At 61.2% G+C, this 17,554-nt stretch carries 18 protein-coding genes and 1 tRNA gene; 4 read left to right on the top strand and 15 right to left on the bottom strand.

The features are described 5' to 3' along the window. Positions 1-174: 174 nt before the first annotated feature. The 5 genes from L0F51_RS03610 to L0F51_RS03590 form a co-directional block, all read right to left on the bottom strand. Complete coding sequence (locus L0F51_RS03610) at positions 175-1,509, bottom strand: mechanosensitive ion channel family protein (RefSeq protein WP_370642366.1); 1,335 nt, start codon at positions 1,507-1,509, stop codon at positions 175-177. A 158-nt stretch (positions 1,510-1,667) separates the two neighbouring features. After that, a complete protein-coding gene (locus L0F51_RS03605; protein ID WP_234627974.1) occupies positions 1,668-2,465 on the bottom strand; it encodes a YdcF family protein in 798 nt (265 codons plus the stop codon). Between the two features lie 97 nt (positions 2,466-2,562). Beyond that, a complete protein-coding gene (locus tag L0F51_RS03600) occupies positions 2,563-3,396 on the bottom strand; it encodes an aldo/keto reductase (RefSeq protein WP_234627973.1) in 834 nt (277 codons plus the stop codon). A 76-nt stretch (positions 3,397-3,472) separates the two neighbouring features. Then, positions 3,473-4,840 carry a DUF2254 domain-containing protein gene (locus tag L0F51_RS03595; protein WP_234627972.1) on the bottom strand — a complete coding sequence of 456 codons (1,368 nt, stop codon included), beginning with the start codon at positions 4,838-4,840 and terminating at the stop codon, positions 3,473-3,475. 45 nt (positions 4,841-4,885) lie between these two features. Further along, on the bottom strand, positions 4,886-5,506 hold the full coding sequence (locus tag L0F51_RS03590) for a glutathione S-transferase family protein (protein ID WP_234627971.1): 621 nt from the start codon (positions 5,504-5,506) through the stop codon (positions 4,886-4,888). 255 nt (positions 5,507-5,761) lie between these two features. Here L0F51_RS03590 and L0F51_RS03585 point away from each other — a divergent pair, with 255 nt between their 5' ends. Beyond that, entirely contained in the window at positions 5,762-6,241 is a 480-nt protein-coding gene (locus tag L0F51_RS03585; protein ID WP_234627970.1) for an isoprenylcysteine carboxylmethyltransferase family protein, read from the top strand. A 31-nt stretch (positions 6,242-6,272) separates the two neighbouring features. Here L0F51_RS03585 and L0F51_RS03580 read toward each other — a convergent pair whose 3' ends face one another. The 5 genes from L0F51_RS03580 to L0F51_RS03560 all read right to left on the bottom strand — a co-directional run bounded on the left by L0F51_RS03580 (position 6,273) and on the right by L0F51_RS03560 (position 9,625). Next, positions 6,273-6,716, bottom strand: a complete 444-nt coding sequence (locus L0F51_RS03580; RefSeq protein ID WP_234627969.1) for a VOC family protein — start codon at positions 6,714-6,716, stop codon at positions 6,273-6,275. Beyond that, entirely contained in the window at positions 6,697-7,134 is a 438-nt protein-coding gene (locus L0F51_RS03575; RefSeq protein WP_234627968.1) for a GNAT family N-acetyltransferase, read from the bottom strand. The genes L0F51_RS03580 and L0F51_RS03575 overlap by 20 nt, the downstream gene beginning before the upstream one ends. A 4-nt stretch (positions 7,135-7,138) precedes the next feature. After that, positions 7,139-7,912, bottom strand: a complete 774-nt coding sequence (locus tag L0F51_RS03570) for a glycoside hydrolase family 25 protein (RefSeq protein ID WP_234627967.1) — start codon at positions 7,910-7,912, stop codon at positions 7,139-7,141. Positions 7,913-8,028: 116 nt separating this feature from the next. After that, a complete protein-coding gene (gene mgtE / locus L0F51_RS03565) occupies positions 8,029-9,438 on the bottom strand; it encodes a magnesium transporter (protein ID WP_234627966.1) in 1,410 nt (469 codons plus the stop codon). Between the two features lie 102 nt (positions 9,439-9,540). After that, positions 9,541-9,625 (bottom strand) — tRNA-Leu (locus tag L0F51_RS03560). 215 nt (positions 9,626-9,840) lie between these two features. Between L0F51_RS03560 and lipB the strand changes: the two genes are divergently transcribed. Continuing rightward, entirely contained in the window at positions 9,841-10,602 is a 762-nt protein-coding gene (lipB, locus tag L0F51_RS03555) for a lipoyl(octanoyl) transferase LipB (RefSeq protein ID WP_234627965.1), read from the top strand. Between the two features lie 19 nt (positions 10,603-10,621). On the opposite strand, the gene L0F51_RS03550 is transcribed toward lipB, so the two are convergent. From L0F51_RS03550 to L0F51_RS03535, 4 genes are all read right to left on the bottom strand, one after another. Then, positions 10,622-10,936 carry a hypothetical protein gene (locus L0F51_RS03550; RefSeq protein ID WP_234627964.1) on the bottom strand — a complete coding sequence of 105 codons (315 nt, stop codon included), beginning with the start codon at positions 10,934-10,936 and terminating at the stop codon, positions 10,622-10,624. Between the two features lie 192 nt (positions 10,937-11,128). Further along, on the bottom strand, positions 11,129-11,392 hold the full coding sequence (locus L0F51_RS03545) for an acylphosphatase (RefSeq protein WP_234627963.1): 264 nt from the start codon (positions 11,390-11,392) through the stop codon (positions 11,129-11,131). A gap of 40 nt (positions 11,393-11,432) precedes the next feature. After that, on the bottom strand, positions 11,433-12,680 hold the full coding sequence (locus L0F51_RS03540) for a cyclopropane-fatty-acyl-phospholipid synthase family protein (protein ID WP_234627962.1): 1,248 nt from the start codon (positions 12,678-12,680) through the stop codon (positions 11,433-11,435). A 90-nt stretch (positions 12,681-12,770) separates the two neighbouring features. Then, positions 12,771-14,795, bottom strand: coding sequence for an acetyl/propionyl/methylcrotonyl-CoA carboxylase subunit alpha (locus L0F51_RS03535; RefSeq protein WP_234627961.1), 2,025 nt, complete (start codon positions 14,793-14,795; stop codon positions 12,771-12,773). 197 nt (positions 14,796-14,992) lie between these two features. On the opposite strand from L0F51_RS03535, the gene L0F51_RS03530 reads away from it, so the two are divergent. Next, positions 14,993-16,120 carry an S-(hydroxymethyl)glutathione dehydrogenase/class III alcohol dehydrogenase gene (locus L0F51_RS03530; RefSeq protein WP_234627960.1) on the top strand — a complete coding sequence of 376 codons (1,128 nt, stop codon included), beginning with the start codon at positions 14,993-14,995 and terminating at the stop codon, positions 16,118-16,120. A gap of 32 nt (positions 16,121-16,152) precedes the next feature. Beyond that, positions 16,153-16,986 carry an S-formylglutathione hydrolase gene (fghA, locus tag L0F51_RS03525; protein ID WP_234627959.1) on the top strand — a complete coding sequence of 278 codons (834 nt, stop codon included), beginning with the start codon at positions 16,153-16,155 and terminating at the stop codon, positions 16,984-16,986. A gap of 49 nt (positions 16,987-17,035) precedes the next feature. On the opposite strand, the gene L0F51_RS03520 is transcribed toward fghA, so the two are convergent. Then, entirely contained in the window at positions 17,036-17,359 is a 324-nt protein-coding gene (locus L0F51_RS03520) for a YARHG domain-containing protein (RefSeq protein ID WP_234627958.1), read from the bottom strand. Positions 17,360-17,554: the final 195 nt, after the last annotated feature.

The raw sequence follows: 17,554 nt of genomic DNA, 5'->3' as shown, positions 1-17,554 counted from the left end.
GTTCGAGGGTGACCGAGAGGCTGATGGCCTTGGGCCGATCAGCGGCGGGAATGTGGCGATGAGCGCGAGAGAAAGCAAGTCTTAATAGAGGTTAACGGCTGCGTCATCCACATAGCAGCCATACATAAGACGCTGGGCTTCTTTCTCCCCATAAGCCCCTGAAAGTTAACATGTTTAGAGTGGTGCCTTGGGGTCGGCATGTGGCCGTGCGCCACCCCTCGCCCGGCTCGATCGCGCTTTGTCTGTCGGCGAGGCCTCTGCGCTCGGGGGCCGCGAAACCCGCACTTCGACGGGCTCGCTCAAGACGACTTGCCGATGCGGGAATGGGATGGAGACACCCGCCTCCTTGAAGGCGTCCCAGCAGGCGAGAAGCACCTTGCCGCGCACATTGGTGAGACCGTTCTGGGGATCGCGGATCCAGAAGCGAAGAATGAAATCGATCGAGGATTCGCCGAAGCCCGTCATCCAGCAGACCGGCGGAGGTGCCTGATGAACCCGCTCGACGGATTTCGCCGCGTCGATCGCAAGCCGGCTCACCTGGTGCGGATCGGACGAGTATGCGACGCCGAAATGTACGTCGAGGCGAATCAAGGTGTCGGTGAAGGACCAGTTCACCACCTGCTGGGTGATGAAATCCTCGTTCGGAATCAGGAATTCCTTGCCGTCACGGGTGACGACGGACACGAAACGGGCACGCAGCTCGCGGATCCAGCCAAACGTCTCGCCGAGCGAAATCGTGTCTCCCGGTTTGATCGACTTGTCGAGAAGGATGATCATGCCGCTGATAAAGTTCGACACGACCTTCTGGAGGCCGAAGCCGATGCCGACGCCGACCGCGCCGGAGAAGACGGTGAGCGCGGTGAGGTCCACACCGACGGCCGAGAGAGCGGTTGCCGCCGCCGCGACGATGAGCGCGAATTTGACGACTTTTCCGAGAAGCACGCGGATCGTGGGCGTCAGATCGCTGGCGCGCTCGAGCCGCTGCTCTACGAAATTGCCGAAGGTCACGGCGAGCCATAAGAGCCCGCTCAAAAGGAAGATCGCCTGGAGCAGAAAGAGCAGTGACAGGCGGAAGGAGCCGATCTGGAGCGCAGCGGCATCGAGCAATGTGGTCGCCTCATCGAGGAGGCCGGTGATGCGCAGCGCCACGAAGGCCCAGGCCAGAACGGCGACCATACGGCCGAGCGCTCGATTGCGAATGAGCTTCGAGACGACCGAGATCAGCACCCAGGCCGCCACGAGCGAGGCCGCAATCGTCAAGAGGTAGGTGCGGCTCGGCCAGGTCACCGTGCGCATGACCGTCAGGACGGCCAGCAAGATGAGGGAAAGAACAATCCAGTTGGTGCGCCGCAGGAGGAGTGCGAGGAATCTGAGAAGACGGGGCTGTCCTCGGATCGCCCTCACCCGCGGTTCGAGGCGTGCTTCAGCAAAGCGCCCGACAACGACACTCAAAAGGATTGCGGCGACGATGATGGCGACCTGGATCAACATCCAAGGGCGCATGAGCATTTCGACGAAAGCCAGCAGGCCCGTCTCCGCATCGCCGAGCAAGGCGGCGACATTTCCGTCGATGAGTTCGTCCAAGGGCAAGACCTTCCGCCTTCAATGACGTTCTTAACGCAGCTAGGCTCTCAGACGATCCTTTCGGATGGGTGCAACGTCGATCGCTACGGGCCGGGAAAGAGCGTGTCGATGCGTCCCGTCCAGTAATAGGCAAGCAGCCCGACCCATTCGCGGAACGCAACATCGGTGCGCCGAAGTCCGTCGCTCACGGTGGCGAAGGGGCGCATCCAGTCATCGGGCGCAGCCCGGAAGTCCACCGGATAGGCCGTGACCGGGAAGCCTGCGGCGCGAAACACGCCGACAGCTCGCGGCATATGAAAGGCCGATGTCACCAGCCACCAGGTTTCATCCGCTCGCGGTTTGGCAATTTCCTTCGAGAAGCGAGCGTTTTCTGCCGTATTGCGGGAGTTGGATTCGATCGTCACGCGCTCCGGCGAGAGCCCGAAACGCTCAATGGCTTCTCCAACGAGTTCGCCCTCCGTCTTCCTGCCCCCGCCGGTCAATGCACTGCTGCCTCCTGTGAACACGATGCGGGCCTGCGGATAAGTCCGCGCAAGGCGCAGGAGAGCGAGAATGCGGTCTCCCGCTTCGGTCAGCTCGAGCCCGGCGTCGCGCTCCCCACTCACCCGATCAGAGAGAGCGCCGCCTAAGACGATGATGCCATCCGGGGCAGTTTCGTCCGACGCGGGCTGCTCGAAGCGGTTCTCCAGCGGCAGGATCAACCAGTTGGCCACCGGACCAAGTCCACAGGCCAGGATGCCGACGAGCCCGGCCGCCGCCACGACAGCGCCGACGCGAAACGACCACAGCATCTGAACCACGACGCCGAAGATCGTCAGAATGACGAGCGCATTCGAGGGAGCGAGAAAGAAGCCCGCAACCTTTGAGATTATGAAAAACATCGGCTCCTGCCCGATCGACGAATCATCTCCGGACTGGCCGAAGATGATGGCTCATATCACGGGAAGGCGCAGACGAAGGGTGCCGTCAAGCAAAGCCTCAGGCCGCCTCGTCCCAGTCAGGTGCCCAATCCGGATCGATGGTGCGGCCATCCGGACGCGCCAGCGCCGAGATCCGCCCCATTTCATCGGGTGTCAGAGCAAAATCAAATATATCGTTGTTTTCGTTTACTCTTTCTGCCTTAGAGGAGCGCGGGATCGCAACCACCCCCTCCTGCTGGATATGCCAACGCAGAATGACCTGGGCGGGTGTCCGCTCTTTCTCTTCGGCGATCTCCCGCACGACCTCTTCATCCAAGACCGCGCCGCGGGCGATCGGCGCGTAAGCTGTCAGCGCGAGGCCGTGTTTGCGGCAGGCCGCATGAACGATGCTCTGATCGAGATAGGGGTGATACTCGACCTGGTTTGCGACGATCGGCTCATCGGCGTGGCGCATCGCGGCTTCGATGAGGGTGGCCGGAAAATTCGAAACGCCGATGTGTTTGGTCAGCCCCTGCTTCTTCGCCTTGCACAGGCTTTGGATCTGTTCGTCGAACGGGATCGACGGGCTCGGCCAATGGATCAGCACGAGGTCGGCCTGGTCGATTTGGAGACGCTTCAGGCTTCCCTCGACAGATTTCTGGAAATCCCCGTCGCGAAGATTCTCGTGCCATACCTTGGTGGTCACGAAGATGTCGTCGCGCGGCGTGACATGGTTTGCGAGGGCGTCGCCGACCGCTTCCTCGTTGTCGTAGGCTTCAGCGGTGTCGATGTGTCGATATCCGGCGTCGAGCGCGACCTCCACCATGTGGCGGCAGACATCGTCCCGCAATCGCCAGGTCCCAAAACCGAGCGCCGGAATCTCGGCGCCATTCGCCGTGACGGTGAGTGTCATAGTGTGCTCCTTTGTCTCTCGAAGCCCAACCTGGCGCGTCTCGGCCGGGCTTCAAGCCAGCAAGGGAGCTCGGCGATCAGCTCTGCCGCGCGGCGCGACGGCTCCTCAATTCGCGCTCGATCTTCTCGCCTTCCGCGCCCCTCTCCTCCACGCGCTGAAGCAGCGCCTGAATGATGGAGCGCTCCTCGTCCTGGAGATCGTTCATAAGGGCACTCTCGGCGACGAGCCGCGCATGGCGCTTATAGACCTCACGCAGACTGGGTTGGATGGAGGCTGCGGCGAGGTCTCCCAGAGTGCGCAGAAGCGCTTCGTTCATCACGAAGACCTCCTTTCCCGCCTGACGCAGCGGATTGATGACCGAACCCACGAGCTCCTCAAAATGCATCGGCTGGGGCACCAGCATCACGTCGCGCTTCTCGTTCCAACGAATTGCCGGGGTCAGGTCGCGTCCGTCGAGCAAGGCGAGTGACGCCGCGAGATGGTTGGCGCAGGCGACCGCCGTGAAGACGTCGTTGACGCCGGGCGACAACGCCCGCAGTGCGATCTCGACCAGTAGCCTGAATCGTGCGGGCAGATCCTGAAAGTAGGTGCGCGACGAACCGAGGATGACCGCGTCACGCACGAGGCCGGCAAAGCCGTCCGGCATTTCCTCGCAATCGATGCGCGCCAGAGGCTTGCGTTTAATGACGAAGTCGCCCGGCTGCACCAGCATTTCGATCATGCGGATATTGTCGTCGGCAGCGTCGACGATGGCCTCGTAGCTGATGGAGGACACATACCCCTCGGCGTCGGCAAAAATGATGGCGCCGTTGGCCGGCTTCGCTGCCGGCAGGGCGAGACCCTCGGTCGATGTCGCGTCCTTCAGGTGGGACTGGAGAGCGTCCTGCAGATTGCCGGCGACGCGCGCCACAATGTGATCGACGCTGACCTGATCGGTGATGTGATTGACGAAGACGACGAGAAACGACAACGCCACGATGACGAGCAGAATGGCGAGGCCGATCGAGATGGTGCGGGTCTCGATGAAGGTGCCCACGTAGTAGAGGATCGTCAGACTGTACGTGAAAACCGCGAGCTGCATTCCCAGCGTCAGGCGTGTCAGCCGATCCTGCCGCAAGTCCTGAACGAGGCGTGGCCCAAGCGACGTCGCCGCCAGGTTCCGGATCAGGAGAGACAGGGAATAGACGATCGAGGTCGCCGAGATCGTCGCCGCGGCGATGGTGCTCAAAATCGCGCGGGCCGTATCCGGCTGGATCTCGCGGAAAAAGTGATTCCCGAGCAGTTTCTGCAGCGCGCGCCACTGATCGAGCCCGAGCGAAATCAGAGCCGCAACCCATCCCGCAGCACCGATCACAAGCGGGATGAACCAAAAGCTCGTCAGGATATTCTGCAGGCGGAAGCGCCATCGCTCCAGACGGAGGAGGCCGCGAATATCTAGAAACAAGGCCGGCCTACACTTTCCATCCCGTCAATGAGCGCTTCTCTCGGTTCAGCTTAAGGGCAGAACGAGCGCCTTCCGTGCGGCGGGACGTTCCATGATCCGCGCGCAATAGGCCTCAACATTCGGCGCCGGCGCGCGCTTGAGCGGCAGGTTAAGCCAGCGCAAGACGATCGCACCTATGGCGATGTCGCCCATGGTGAACGTTTCCCCGCAGACGAACGGCCGGTCGCCCAGCCATTTCTCGAGAATCGCAGCGCAGGCTTCACCCTTCTTCTGGCTGGCCGAGACCGCCGAATGATCACGTGCATCCTCGGGCTGACGAATGAGATTGTAGAATGCGGGGCCGATCGCCGGACCGAACGTCGTCGTCTGCCAGTCCATCCAACGGTCCGCATCGGCGCGAACTCTGAGGTCGTTCGGCCACAAGGCGCCTGCGCTGTGCTGCGCGCAAAGATAGCGAACGATCGCATTCGATTCCCACAGGACGAAATCATCATCGACCAGCACCGGCACGAGGCCGTTGGGATTCATTTTGCGGAATTCGGGGGTGTCGACATGTCCATGCTGACGTCCCGCCAAAACGAGATCGTAGCTGAGACCGATCTCGTCCAGGCAGAAAACCACTTTCTGGACATTGATCGAATTGGGGCGGCCGTAGATTTTGAGCATGCTGGAAGATGCGTCGCCGCGCAGTGGTCCGTCAATCACGGCGTGCTGCGATCTTCGAAATGTCTCGAGGATTGAAGAGGCTCGTACTCTTCTGTGCGGCGTCCGGGCGCCCTGTGGGTTGCCTCACCAAGGGATGCGCCGATTTTTCGCGTGCCTTGAGCGCCGGGAAAGAACGCAAGTCTAATTGTCGGAGAGACTGTGTTGAGGCACCACCAGATCTGATTGGCGACCACAACAGCTTCGACGGGAGGCACCGTGGAAAACGACTCAAATCCGCAGACCGCGCCAAGCTCGGTCCCCTGGCCACCCATCATCGTGGCCGGCTCAGTGTTTCTCGGGCTCCTTCTCGCCTATATCGCACCCCTGCCCTGGCCCGATTCAGACGGCACCCTGCGTGGTCTCGGAGGCTTGATCGTTCTTGCCGCTCTCGCGATCGACCTGTGGGGCTATCGAACCTTCAAGCCCCACAGAACGACCCTGCGACCCGATCGGGCGGCCTCCGCCCTCGTGACCGAGGGCCCGTTTCGATATTCCCGCAATCCGTTTTACGTCGGCAACGTCATGCTCGTTGTCGGGCTCGGACTCGCCTTCGCCAATTGGTGGCTGGTTTTGCTCGCGCCGGTCGCGTTGGTGCTGATGGATCGCCTCGCTGCACAGCCTGAAGAGAAGCACCTCGAAGACGCTTTCGGCGCAGAATATCTCGCCTACAAGGCGCGCGTCGGCCGGTGGCTGTAAGCGCTACGGCGAGCCCGACTGGCCGCCAGCTTCAGAAGTTCGGCCAAAGTCCGCGAGTGGCGAGCTCAACGACGTTGCCGTCGGGATCGCGAAAATAGAGGCTGCGCCCGCCGCGCGGCCAGTTGACTTCGCTGAGGATAGCGATGTCCTTCGCCTGCAGATGGCGTTTCCACTTACCGTAGCTGTCGGTGGCGATGCGGAAGGCGAAATGCGCCGGGCCTTCAGAATGATGGCCCGGAATCACTCCGCCCGCCGTCTTTGTGTCTTCCAGCGTATCGCCACGATGAAATACGAGGAGAACCTCGGATGGTCCCACCGCGTAGGTCATCATCCGCGACGTGCCGGTCATACGCTCCAAACCGAGCGTTTCTCCGTAGAAGGCATGGGCTGCCGCCAAATCCGCGACATAGACGGCGGTTTCTAGAATGCCCTCGATCTTTGGGGCCGCAGCTTTCTCAACGTTCGTATCTGACATAGGCGGTCAATGTTCCAACTTGGTCATAAAGGGCACGTGCGCGTCGGTTCGAAGCCTCTGTCTGCCAGTAAACCTTGTCGGCATTCTGCGCTTCCGCTTCGGCGAAGACGGCGTCCATCAAAGCCCGTCCGGCACCGAGCCCGCGCGCGTCCGATGCCACGAAGAGGTCTTCGAGATAGAGCCGATCGGCGATCGCCCACGTTGCCGGATGAAAGAGACAATGGGCAAAACCGACAAGCCGGTCGGCATCGTAGGCGCCAAGCGCGAACATCGCGCCCTTTTCCAGAACCAGCCGACGCCACGTCACATCGCACACTTCCGGCGCGAGATCGACACCATAGAAGGCGAGATAGGCCTGCCACAGAGGCTCCCAGGCGGAACGGTCAGAGGCTTTCAATCTGCGGATATTGATCGTCATCGAATCAAAGCCCTGTCTGACTTCTCAACCAGCGTCTCCAGGTCTTTTCGTCCCCGTTGAACGCGTTGCGGTCAACAGCGCCCTTGATTCCATCGACGCGACCGGTGGCCGTAAACTGCCAGAACAGGAACGGCCGGTTCTTGAAGCGCTCCTTCGCCTCGGCCGCGACGCTGCGCAGCCAGAACGGGTAATCCTTATAGCGTCCTTCCAGAATGTCCTTATGGAAGTTGATGTCGGTGTAGATGATCGGCTTCTTGCCGGTGTGCTCTTCCATCGCCTTCAGGATCACATCGATCTTGGCGAGCGCCTCTTCCTTGGAGATTTTGTGAGGGCAGCTCTGCGATTGATGATTCCATTCCAGGTCGAGAACCGGGGGAAGCTGGGTCTTATCCTGCGGCACGGCGAGCTGATACCACAACGCCTGTTCGGCAGCCGTTCGGCACCAATACATGAAATGGTAGGCGCCGCGCGGGACGCCCGCACGGGCTGCGGCTTCCCAATTGTCGTAGAAATTCTCGTCGACATGGTCACCGCCCTCCGACACCTTGATGTAGGCGAAGCGAATGCCGTCGGCGCGGACCCGGTTCCAGTCGATATCTCCCTGATATTTGGAGATGTCGATGCCCTGGACGGGCATGGCATGGGCGCGTGCCACGCCCGGATGCGGGTCTGAATCGGGCAGATATTTGATTGCAGCTCCGCCGCAGCCGGTGAGCAAGAGGCCTGCGAGAAAAACAGGCGCCAGCCTGCGGTACGAAACGGGAAATGCGCGCGTCATGTAAGCCGTCCCCAAGGATCGGCCCTTCATGGACGGTTAGCCTTTATCGGTCGTTAATGACGCACCCTGGGAGCCCGGCCGCTGAGAAATCTTTTTTCTGCGTGACATCGGCGCCGTCACGAAATGGCGAACCACCAGGCGGCAAGGCCCAAGAATGCGAAGAAGCCCACCACATCGGTGACGGTCGTAACGAAGACGGAAGAGGCAATCGCGGGGTCGGCACCGGCTTTTTCCAAAGCGAGCGGAATGAGAATGCCGGCGAGCCCAGCGGCCACCATGTTGATGATCATGGCAACGGCGATAATCCCGCCCAGCTGGGTGCTGGAGAACCATAAGCCCGCCACGACGCCTATGATGATCGCGAAGAGCACACCATTGGCGAGACCTACGAGGGCTTCCCTTGAGATGAAGCGTATCGGATTGATGGTTTCGATGTCACGTGTCGCCAGAGCCCGGACGGCCACCGTCATGGTCTGAGTGCCGGCATTTCCGCCCATCGAGGCAACGATCGGCATGAGCACGGCAAGGGCCACCATCTGCGAGATGGTGCCATCGAACAGGCCGATGACCGCCGATGCGAGCAGCGCCGTGCCGAGGTTGAGCAGCAGCCAAATGAAGCGAGAGCGAACCGCGCTCACGAAGGTGTCCGTCAGCTCTTCGTCGCCGACACCAGCGAGGCGCTTGATATCTTCGTCGGCCTCTTCCTCGATGACGTCGACGATATCGTCAATGGTGATCACACCAACGAGCCGATCGCTTTCGTCGACGACACCGACGGAGAGAAGGTTGTAGCGCTCGAACAGACGAGCGACCTCTTCCTGGTCGTCGGTCGCGGAGACCGAATGGGTGACTTCGCCCATGATCTCTTCGATGCGCACCGGCCGCTTCGTGCGCAGCAGACGATCGAGCGACACCGTGCCGAGGAAACAGAACCGCGGATCGACGACGAAGACTTCGGTGAAATCGTCGGGCAGCCGATCATCTTCCCGAAGAAAATCGATCGTCTGCCCCACGGTCCAGAAGGGCGGAACCGCGATGAACCGCGTCGTCATTCGACGACCGGCCGATTCCTCCGGATAGTCGAAGCTGCGCTCCAGCTTGATTCGCTCGGCAAGCGGCAGCGCGGCCAGGATCTCCTCACGATCCTCGTCCGCGAGATCCTCGAGGATGCCGATCGCATCGTCCGAATCGAGTTCGCGGACGGCCTCGGCGATGGCCGTATTGGGGATCGTTTCGAGAATCTCGTCGCGGACGGTTTCGTCGACCTCGGTCAGCGCCGTCCAGTCGAAATCGCCGCCCATGAGGGCGATCAGCGCCTCGCGTTCTTCGCGGCTGATCGCCTGCAGAACATCGCCGAGATCTGATTCGTGGAGATCGCCGATCAGAACGCGCAGTCGCTCGGCGTCGCTCGTCTCGATCGCCTCCGAGACCGCCGCCAGGTAGGCACCGTTGAGCGAGCCTTCCTCGTCGCGAACTTGCGGAAGCGCCGTCTCTTCGTCTTCGCGTGGGAGCGTATCTGTCTGCATCGCACGTCTTTAGGGCTGCGGCTCGACCGGGTCCAGCGGAGCCGGCCAGAAACGCCGGTGTTGCAGACAATAAAAAAGGTGGCCGAAGCCACCTTTTTAAATTGGTGCGGTCGAGAGGACTCGAACCTCCACGGGTTGCCCCACAGCGACCTCAACGCTGCGCGTCTACCAGTTCCGCCACGACCGCGAAATCCTGCGCCGGTCAAGCCAGCGCGCGGTCATGTAGCAAATGGTCGGAGCCGAAACAAGGCCAGTCTCGCCACAAGATGCGCTTTCCCAAAATGACGCGGTCGGACGGGGCTCGGTACGGGTCACGCGCGCGGGGCGGCCGCTGTCGCCTTTGCCAGGTCTGGCCTTTGCCACCCCTCGCCTTTGCTGGCGCCGAGGGTTATGTGATCCGCCATGACCTCATTGCCTGAAGCCCCTGCACGGGGCGTCCAATCTCTTGCCGGAGGTGAGAGACAAACCGAACGTCTATGGCCCGATCATCCAGGTGCGCCGGTCGAGCTGCGGGTTTCCAACGGACCGATTCCGTACGAAGCCGCGCTGACCTTCATGGAAGAGCGCGCTGCCGCGATTCGTGCCGGCGAGGCTCCAGAATGCCTGTGGCTTCTCGAACACCCCCCGCTTTACACCGCCGGAACGAGCGCTCGTGCTCAGGACCTGCTGACGCCCGAGCGTTTTCCGGTCTTCAAGACCGGCAGAGGCGGGCAATACACGTATCATGGGCCGGGCCAGCGGGTCGCCTATCTGATGCTCGACCTGGAAAAGCGGCAAAGGGATATCCGCGTCTATGTGCGCTGCCTGGAGGCATGGCTGATCTCGGCTCTGGCGCGTTTCGGCGTGACCGGAGAGCGCCGCGACGGGCGGGTCGGAATCTGGGTGCAGAGGCCGGACAAGCCCCCTCTCTTTGACGGTTCACCGACCGAAGACAAAATTGCGGCTCTGGGCGTGCGGGTCCGCCGCTGGGTCACCTTTCACGGCATATCGCTCAATGTGGCGCCCAATCTTGAGCATTTCTCCGGGATTGTCCCCTGCGGAATCACGGCCTACGGCGTCACCAGCCTCAAAGATCTCGGCATCTCCGCGAATATGGCGGATGCGGATCGGGCTCTCATCGCTGCCTTCGAAGACGTCTTCGGCCCCCTCGCCCGCGAACCGTGAGAGCGCGCCCGAGCACGAGCTACGGCGCGGCCATCACCGTCCAGGTCTTGGCCGTCTTGCGAATGTAGAGGTAGGTGCGGCTTTGTTCCGGCTCGGTGCCGGCAGGGGCGAGCTGCACCGTCACGGAGACCCGGGTCAGGTTGTCGGGCAAGCGCGGCTCCTTCAGCGTCTCCAGAAACGCCTGCTGAACCGCCTGACGAGCCTCGAAAAAGCTCAGAGACCGGCTTTCGGGTGTCAGGAGCACTTTCACATGCCCCTCGCGAGGATCGTCCTCAGGCATGAAATGCAGACGCACATTGGCCACTCTGTCGCTGGAATGGTCCGCAGCAAGCATCGTATTCCGGCCGTCCAAAGGTCTGCCGGACGCCACGCCGGATGCCGCGGCCGCACCGATTGCGAGCCCGCAGAAAAGCGCCCAACGCAGCCTTGAGCCTTTCGAAGACGGCATCATCCCAACCCGTTCGCCTTGCAGGCGCAAGCCTACCTTAACGAAGAGTTGAAACGTTAATTCAAACTTAAATCAATGTTAACGGCCGAGATGCTCCACGCGGAAGGGCCCGCTTTGGGGCTCCCCTCCGCCAACCACCTCGACGGACTCGACCGAGGCCAGAGCCGGTCCCGAGCGCAACGCAGCGAGCATCTTGTCCACATTGTCGACCGGGCCGGTGAAGACAGCCTCCACCGCCCCGTCGCTCCGGTTTGCCACCCAGCCCGAAAGGTCGAGGTCACGCGCCTTGCCTTTGGTCCACGCCCGGTAAGATACGCCCTGGACACGTCCTTTTATGACCACTCGAACGGTCTTATCTGCCACGATCACCGTGCCTTTGACGTCATTGCGCTGCGTCGGCCAAGAGGGAACCCTGGCGCAGGTGCTCTTCGGTCTCCTGGATCCAGTCCCGCACAATCGGGACGGCATCCCTTTGGCGGGACAGAATAAGCTGGAAGACCATGTTGGAGCCGTGCACGAAGCCGAGCTCCACCGCTGCCAGATAGAATTCCCACATCCGGACGAAGCGCTCGTCCATCAATTCGATCGCCTTGTCGCGGTTGGCCTGGAAGCGATTGTACCATTCTCTGATCGTATAGGCGTAGTGGAGGCGGAGCACCTCCGCATCGCAGACCCATAGGCGGTTGCGCTGCGTCGCCGCAAAAACCTCCGATATGGCCGGCACATAGCCGCCGGGGAAAATGTACTTGTTGAGGAATGGCCCTGTGATTCCCGGCGGTGACATGCGGCCGATCGAGTGCAGCACCATGAAGCCGTCGGGCTTCAACAGGCTGAAAACCTTTCGGAAGAAGGCATCGTAGAAACGATAGCCGACATGCTCGAACATTCCGACCGAGACGATGCGGTCATATTCGCCTTCGATTTCACGGTAGTCCTTCTCGACGAATTCGACCCGGTCGGACAGGCCTTTTTCTTCGACCCATCGGCGGGCCGCCGCCAGCTGTTCCGTTGCCGGATTGACACCGACGACCTCGACATCAAACGTCTCGGCCAGAAAGATCGCAAGACCTCCCCATCCGGAGCCGATCTCCAGGACCTTCATTCCGGGCTGGAGCCGAAGTTTCGCGCCGATATGGCGCAGCTTTGCGAGCTGGGCCTCCTCCAGCGTCTCGTGATCCGGGTCACGCCAATAGGCGCAGGAATACTGCATCCGATCGTCGAGAAAGAGGCGGTAGACATCCTCTTTGACGTTGTAATGATGCTTGGCGTTCTGCTTCGACCTGCCTGGCATGTTGTTCTGATGCCAGCGTCTCAGAGCGCGATAGCCGGTGTTGACGACGGTCTGCGCCGGATGGGCGGAGAGGTAATCCTGATTGATCGAAAAGAGCCTCAAGAAGTCATGGACCGTGGCGCCGTTTTCGAATGTCAGTGTCCCGTCCATATAGGCTTCCGGAGCGACGAGCTCCGGATTCATCGCCATCTGCCAATGAAGCTTCGGATCATGCAGGTGCATGGTCACAACCGGGCCGGGCTTCTTGCCGCCAAAAAGATGCTCGCGACCTTCGGCGTCGATCAGAGTGAGCCGACCATTGCGCACGAATTGTCGAAGGATGCTTTTCAGGAGCCACATCGGGAAAAATCTCCCTTTTTGTCACACCCAATTTTATCGCGCGCAATCTGACGAGTGAAACCCCCTCCCGGTTGTGATCATTCAGGCGGCTTACTCGAACTCGATGAGCACCTGATCGAAGGCCACGACGTCGCCCGGGGCCGCGCAGATCTTCTTGATGACGACATCGCGCTCGGCCCGGAGCACGTTCTCCATCTTCATCGCCTCGACGGTAGCGAGAGTCTCGCCGGCCTCGACCTTTTGTCCTTCCTCAACTGGAAGCGACACGACGATCCCCGGCATCGGACACGCCAGGCGGTTGTCGAGCTCGCTCACCGCCTTTTCCGGCATATGGCGATAAATCTGGCCAACGGAGGGACGGATGAGCTGCGTCATTCGGGCGACACCGCGTCGCTCGACACGCAAGGCAGCACCGCGACGCTCGATCTGGGCAAACACCTCCTGGTCGTCGACGATGCCGTGCCAAAGAAGGTCGCCCGGCTTCCACGCCGTCACCACCCGATGCTCGATGCCGTCGACGATCATTTCGACGTCGAACGGGATCGAAGGCATCCCCGAGGTGATGGTGATATCGACCGCTTCACCATCGATCAGAACCACCCAATCCGGGCGAATGGTGCCGGGATGGGGCCGCAGGCGACCAGATAGATTGTCCAGCCGAACCCGCTCGATCAATTGGACGCAGGTGGCAATCGACGCCAGAATCCGCACATCCTCGTCGGTCGCCTCGGCGCCCGCGAAGCTCTTGCCGTACTCCTCTGCGATGAATGCGGTGGAGAGATCGCCGCGGCGGAAGCGCGGATGCGCCATCAGACCGCTCAAGAAAGCGATGTTGTTGCGAATGCCGGTGATCGTGAAAGCGTCGAGCGCATCCGACATGACGTCGATCGCCTTTTCGCGTGCGGCCATGCCCTCGCCCTCTGCATAGGTGCAGAGCTTTGCGATCATCGGATCGTAAAAGAGGGTGATCTCGGAACCTTCGACGACTCCCGTATCATTGCGGATGATGGTGCCTTCCCGAGCGGCGTCTTCGGGCGGCCGATAGCGGCGCAGGCGACCTGTCGACGGGAGAAACCCGCGGAAGGGGTCCTCTGCGTAGAGGCGCGCTTCGATCGCCCAACCCTTCAGGACGACGTCTTCCTGCGCAAGCGGGAGCTTTTCGCCATCAGCAATGCGAATCATCAATTCGACCAGATCGAGACCGGTGACGAGCTCTGTCACCGGATGTTCCACCTGCAGCCGGGTGTTCATCTCCAGGAAGTAGAAATTGCGATCGCGGTCGACGATGAACTCGACGGTGCCGGCGGTCTCATAGCCGACTGCGGCAGCGAGAGCGCAAGCCTGAGCCCCCATTGCAGCGCGCGTCTCCGGGTCGAGGAAAGAAGACGGCGCCTCCTCGATCACCTTCTGGTTGCGTCTTTGGATGGAGCATTCGCGCTCGCCCAGATGGATCACGTTGCCGTGCTTGTCGGCCAGGACCTGGATCTCGATGTGACGCGGCTGCTCGACGAACTTCTCGATGAAAATTCGTTCATCGCCGAAGGAGGACTTGGCTTCACGGCGGGCGAGATCGAAACCTTCGCGCACTTCCTGCTCGTTCCAGGCCACGCGCATGCCCTTGCCGCCACCGCCGGCAGATGCCTTCAGCATGACCGGCAGGCCGATCTCGGCAGAGATACGTACGGCCTCATCGCCGCTTTCGATCAGGCCCATATGCCCGGGCACCACACTCACGCCCGCGTCCTTGGCGACTTTTTTGGAGGTGATCTTGTCGCCCATGGCCTCGATGGCGCCGATCGGCGGGCCGATGAAGACGATTCCGGCCTCTGCCAGAGCCTTCGCGAAGTTCGCGTTTTCTGAGAGGAAGCCGTAGCCCGGATGAACGGCTTCGGCGCCGGTCTGGCGGCAAGCCTCGATGATCTTGTCGGGCTTCAGATAGCTTTCAGCGGCAGGCGCCGGGCCGATCGCGACTTTCTCGTCCGCCATCTCCACATGCAGCGCGTTTCGGTCCGCTTCCGAATAGACCGCAACAGTGGCGATTCCCATCTTTTGGGCTGAACGAATGATGCGGCAGGCGATCTCGCCGCGATTGGCGATCAATATCTTACGGAACATTCGAAAAAACTTCCCCCCTCTTGCGGTGGTGCCCGTTTATGTGAGCAAGGCGCGCCTCGACAAGCGAAAAGAGCGCAAGCGCGTCTTCGGGTCAAAGTGGCTTTGCCGACGAAAATGCATGTCATCCATGCGATGCGGCCTTGTCGAGAAGCGATTGCCTTGCAAATGGACCTGCAGAGTTTGGAGGAGATCCCAATATGGATGTGCGCGCAGCGGTGGCCTTTGAGGCCGGAAAACCCCTCGAAATCACCAATGTTCAGCTCGAGGGCCCGAGAGAGGGCGAAGTGCTCGTCGAGGTGAAGGCGACCGGAATCTGCCACACTGACGAATTCACTTTGTCGGGCGCCGACCCCGAAGGGCTCTTCCCGTCGATTCTGGGGCACGAGGGTGCCGGTGTCGTCGTCGATGTCGGGCCGGGCGTCACGAGCATCAAAAAGGGCGATCACGTCATTCCGCTCTACACGCCCGAATGCCGCGAATGTCCCTCCTGCCTGTCTCGCAAGACCAACCTGTGCACGGCGATCCGTTCCACGCAGGGTCAGGGATTGATGCCCGACGGCACCTCGCGATTCTCGATCGACGGCAAGCCGCTGCACCATTACATGGGCACATCGACCTTCGCGAATTTCACCGTGCTGCCCGAGATTGCGGTCGCGAAAGTCCGCGAGGACGCTCCCTTCGACAAGATCTGCTACATCGGCTGCGGGGTGACGACCGGGGTCGGAGCCGTCGTCAACACCGCAAAAGTCGAGCCCGGGGCCACGGCCGTCGTCTTCGGCCTCGGCGGGATCGGCCTCAACGTCATCCAGGGGCTGCGGCTCGTCGGGGCGGACATGATCATCGGCGTCGACCTCAACAATTCCAAAAAGGAATGGGGTGAGCGCTTCGGCATGACGCATTTCGTCAATCCGAAGGAGATTGGCGAGGATCTCGTCCCTTATCTCGTGAACCTGACGAAGCGCGGCGCAGACCAGATCGGCGGGGCCGACTACACCTTCGACTGCACCGGCAATGTCACGGTCATGCGCCAGGCCCTCGAAGCGGCGCACCGTGGCTGGGGTCAGTCGATCGTCATCGGCGTGGCACCTGCGGGTGCGGAGATTTCCACGCGGCCTTTTCAACTGGTGACGGGCCGCACCTGGAAGGGCACGGCATTCGGCGGCGCAAGGGGGCGGACCGATGTTCCCAAAATCGTCGACTGGTACATGGAGGGAAAGATCGACATCGATCCGATGATCACCCACCTCTTGTCTCTCGAAGAGATCAATCGCGGCTTCGATCTGATGCATGCGGGCGAATCGATCCGAAGCGTCGTCGTCTATTGAGGCGTCCGTCGCCGCAGCCAAGGGAGATCCCCGTGAAGACCATTTCGACTTGGGCCGCTCATGGCGGTACGCAGGGCGTCTACAGCCATGCCTCTGAAGCGACCGGAACCGAGATGACCTTCGCCGTCTTCGTTCCGCCGCAGGCGAAGGTCGCGCCCTGCCCTGTCGTCACCTATCTGTCAGGGCTCACCTGCACCCATGCCAACGTCATGGAAAAGGGCGAATACCGCCGCGCGGCGGCGGAACACGGCCTGATCGTCGTCTGTCCCGACACCTCTCCCCGCGGAGAGGGCGTTGCCGATGACGACGCCTATGACCTGGGTCAGGGCGCGGGCTTTTATCTCGACGCGACGGAAGACCCGTGGGCCCGGCATTTCCGCATGGAAAGCTATATCCGGGACGAGCTTCCGGCTGCGATTGCGGCGAACTTCCCCGTCGATACCGAGCGGCAATCGATCTTCGGCCATTCGATGGGAGGGCATGGTGCTTTGACGCTGGCGCTCAAAAATCCCGAACGCTACCGGGCGTGTTCGGCCTTCGCTCCAATCGTTGCACCGATCGACGTGCCTTGGGGCCAGAAAGCGTTGCCCGCCTATCTCGGACGGGACGAACAGAGCTGGAGGCAGTATGACGCCTGCGCTCTCATCGCCGACGGCGCGCGCTTTCCGGAATTCTTGGTCGATCAGGGGACGGGCGACAATTTTCTGGCTGAGCAGCTGAGGCCCGAGCTCTTCGAGAAAGCCTGCGCCGGGGGCGGCATCCCGCTAACCCTTCGAATGCAGCCGGGCTACGATCATTCCTATTATTTCATCTCCACCTTCATGGAGGACCATCTCGCCTGGCATGCCAAACGCCTGAAAGCGTGAAGCTCCGTTCTGGCGAGCCCATCCCCGCCACGTCAGCGCCCGGCTTCTTCTACCGACAGCCAAGGGCGCGCTCGGCACGAATGATCGCGTCGACGTTGCCGCGCTCGATCGCACTCATTCTGACGCGGCTTTGATCAGGCTCCCAGCAATCGGAATTGTCGAAGTTGGCCCGTCCACGCGCTGTGCTGAAGCAATAGCCATTTTCGTCGAAAATCCGGTTCCGGATATACCATAGGTCGCTGCAACGCATCGTGCGCAACGCGCCCTGCTCGAAACGATGGGTGTCGGTACAGCCGAGACCGTCGAAGCAGTCCGCCTGCGCGACACTGCCGAGCGCAAACAGAAAACTGATTGGCAGCAAGGCCTTCAACATACCCTTTCTCCTTCAATTCGAACGAACCCAGGGGTCTTTGGCGAGGCATTTTAAGTGGCTTTCCGGTCTGCGCCTCGCAAATAATCTCATTGCGAACTAATTATAACTATAAATCCTATGCGGATAACACGATCTGCTTGACCGGGCGACTTATTCGAGCGACCGGCAAGATATATTGTGCTATATCTTTGGCGA

The organism is Afifella sp. H1R (assembly GCF_021462425.1).
In the GTDB taxonomy this organism is placed as follows: Bacteria; Pseudomonadota; Alphaproteobacteria; order Rhizobiales; family Afifellaceae; genus Afifella; species Afifella aestuarii.
The sequence above is the reverse complement of the archived record's forward strand: the minus strand, read 5'-3'. Positions and strand labels throughout refer to the sequence as shown.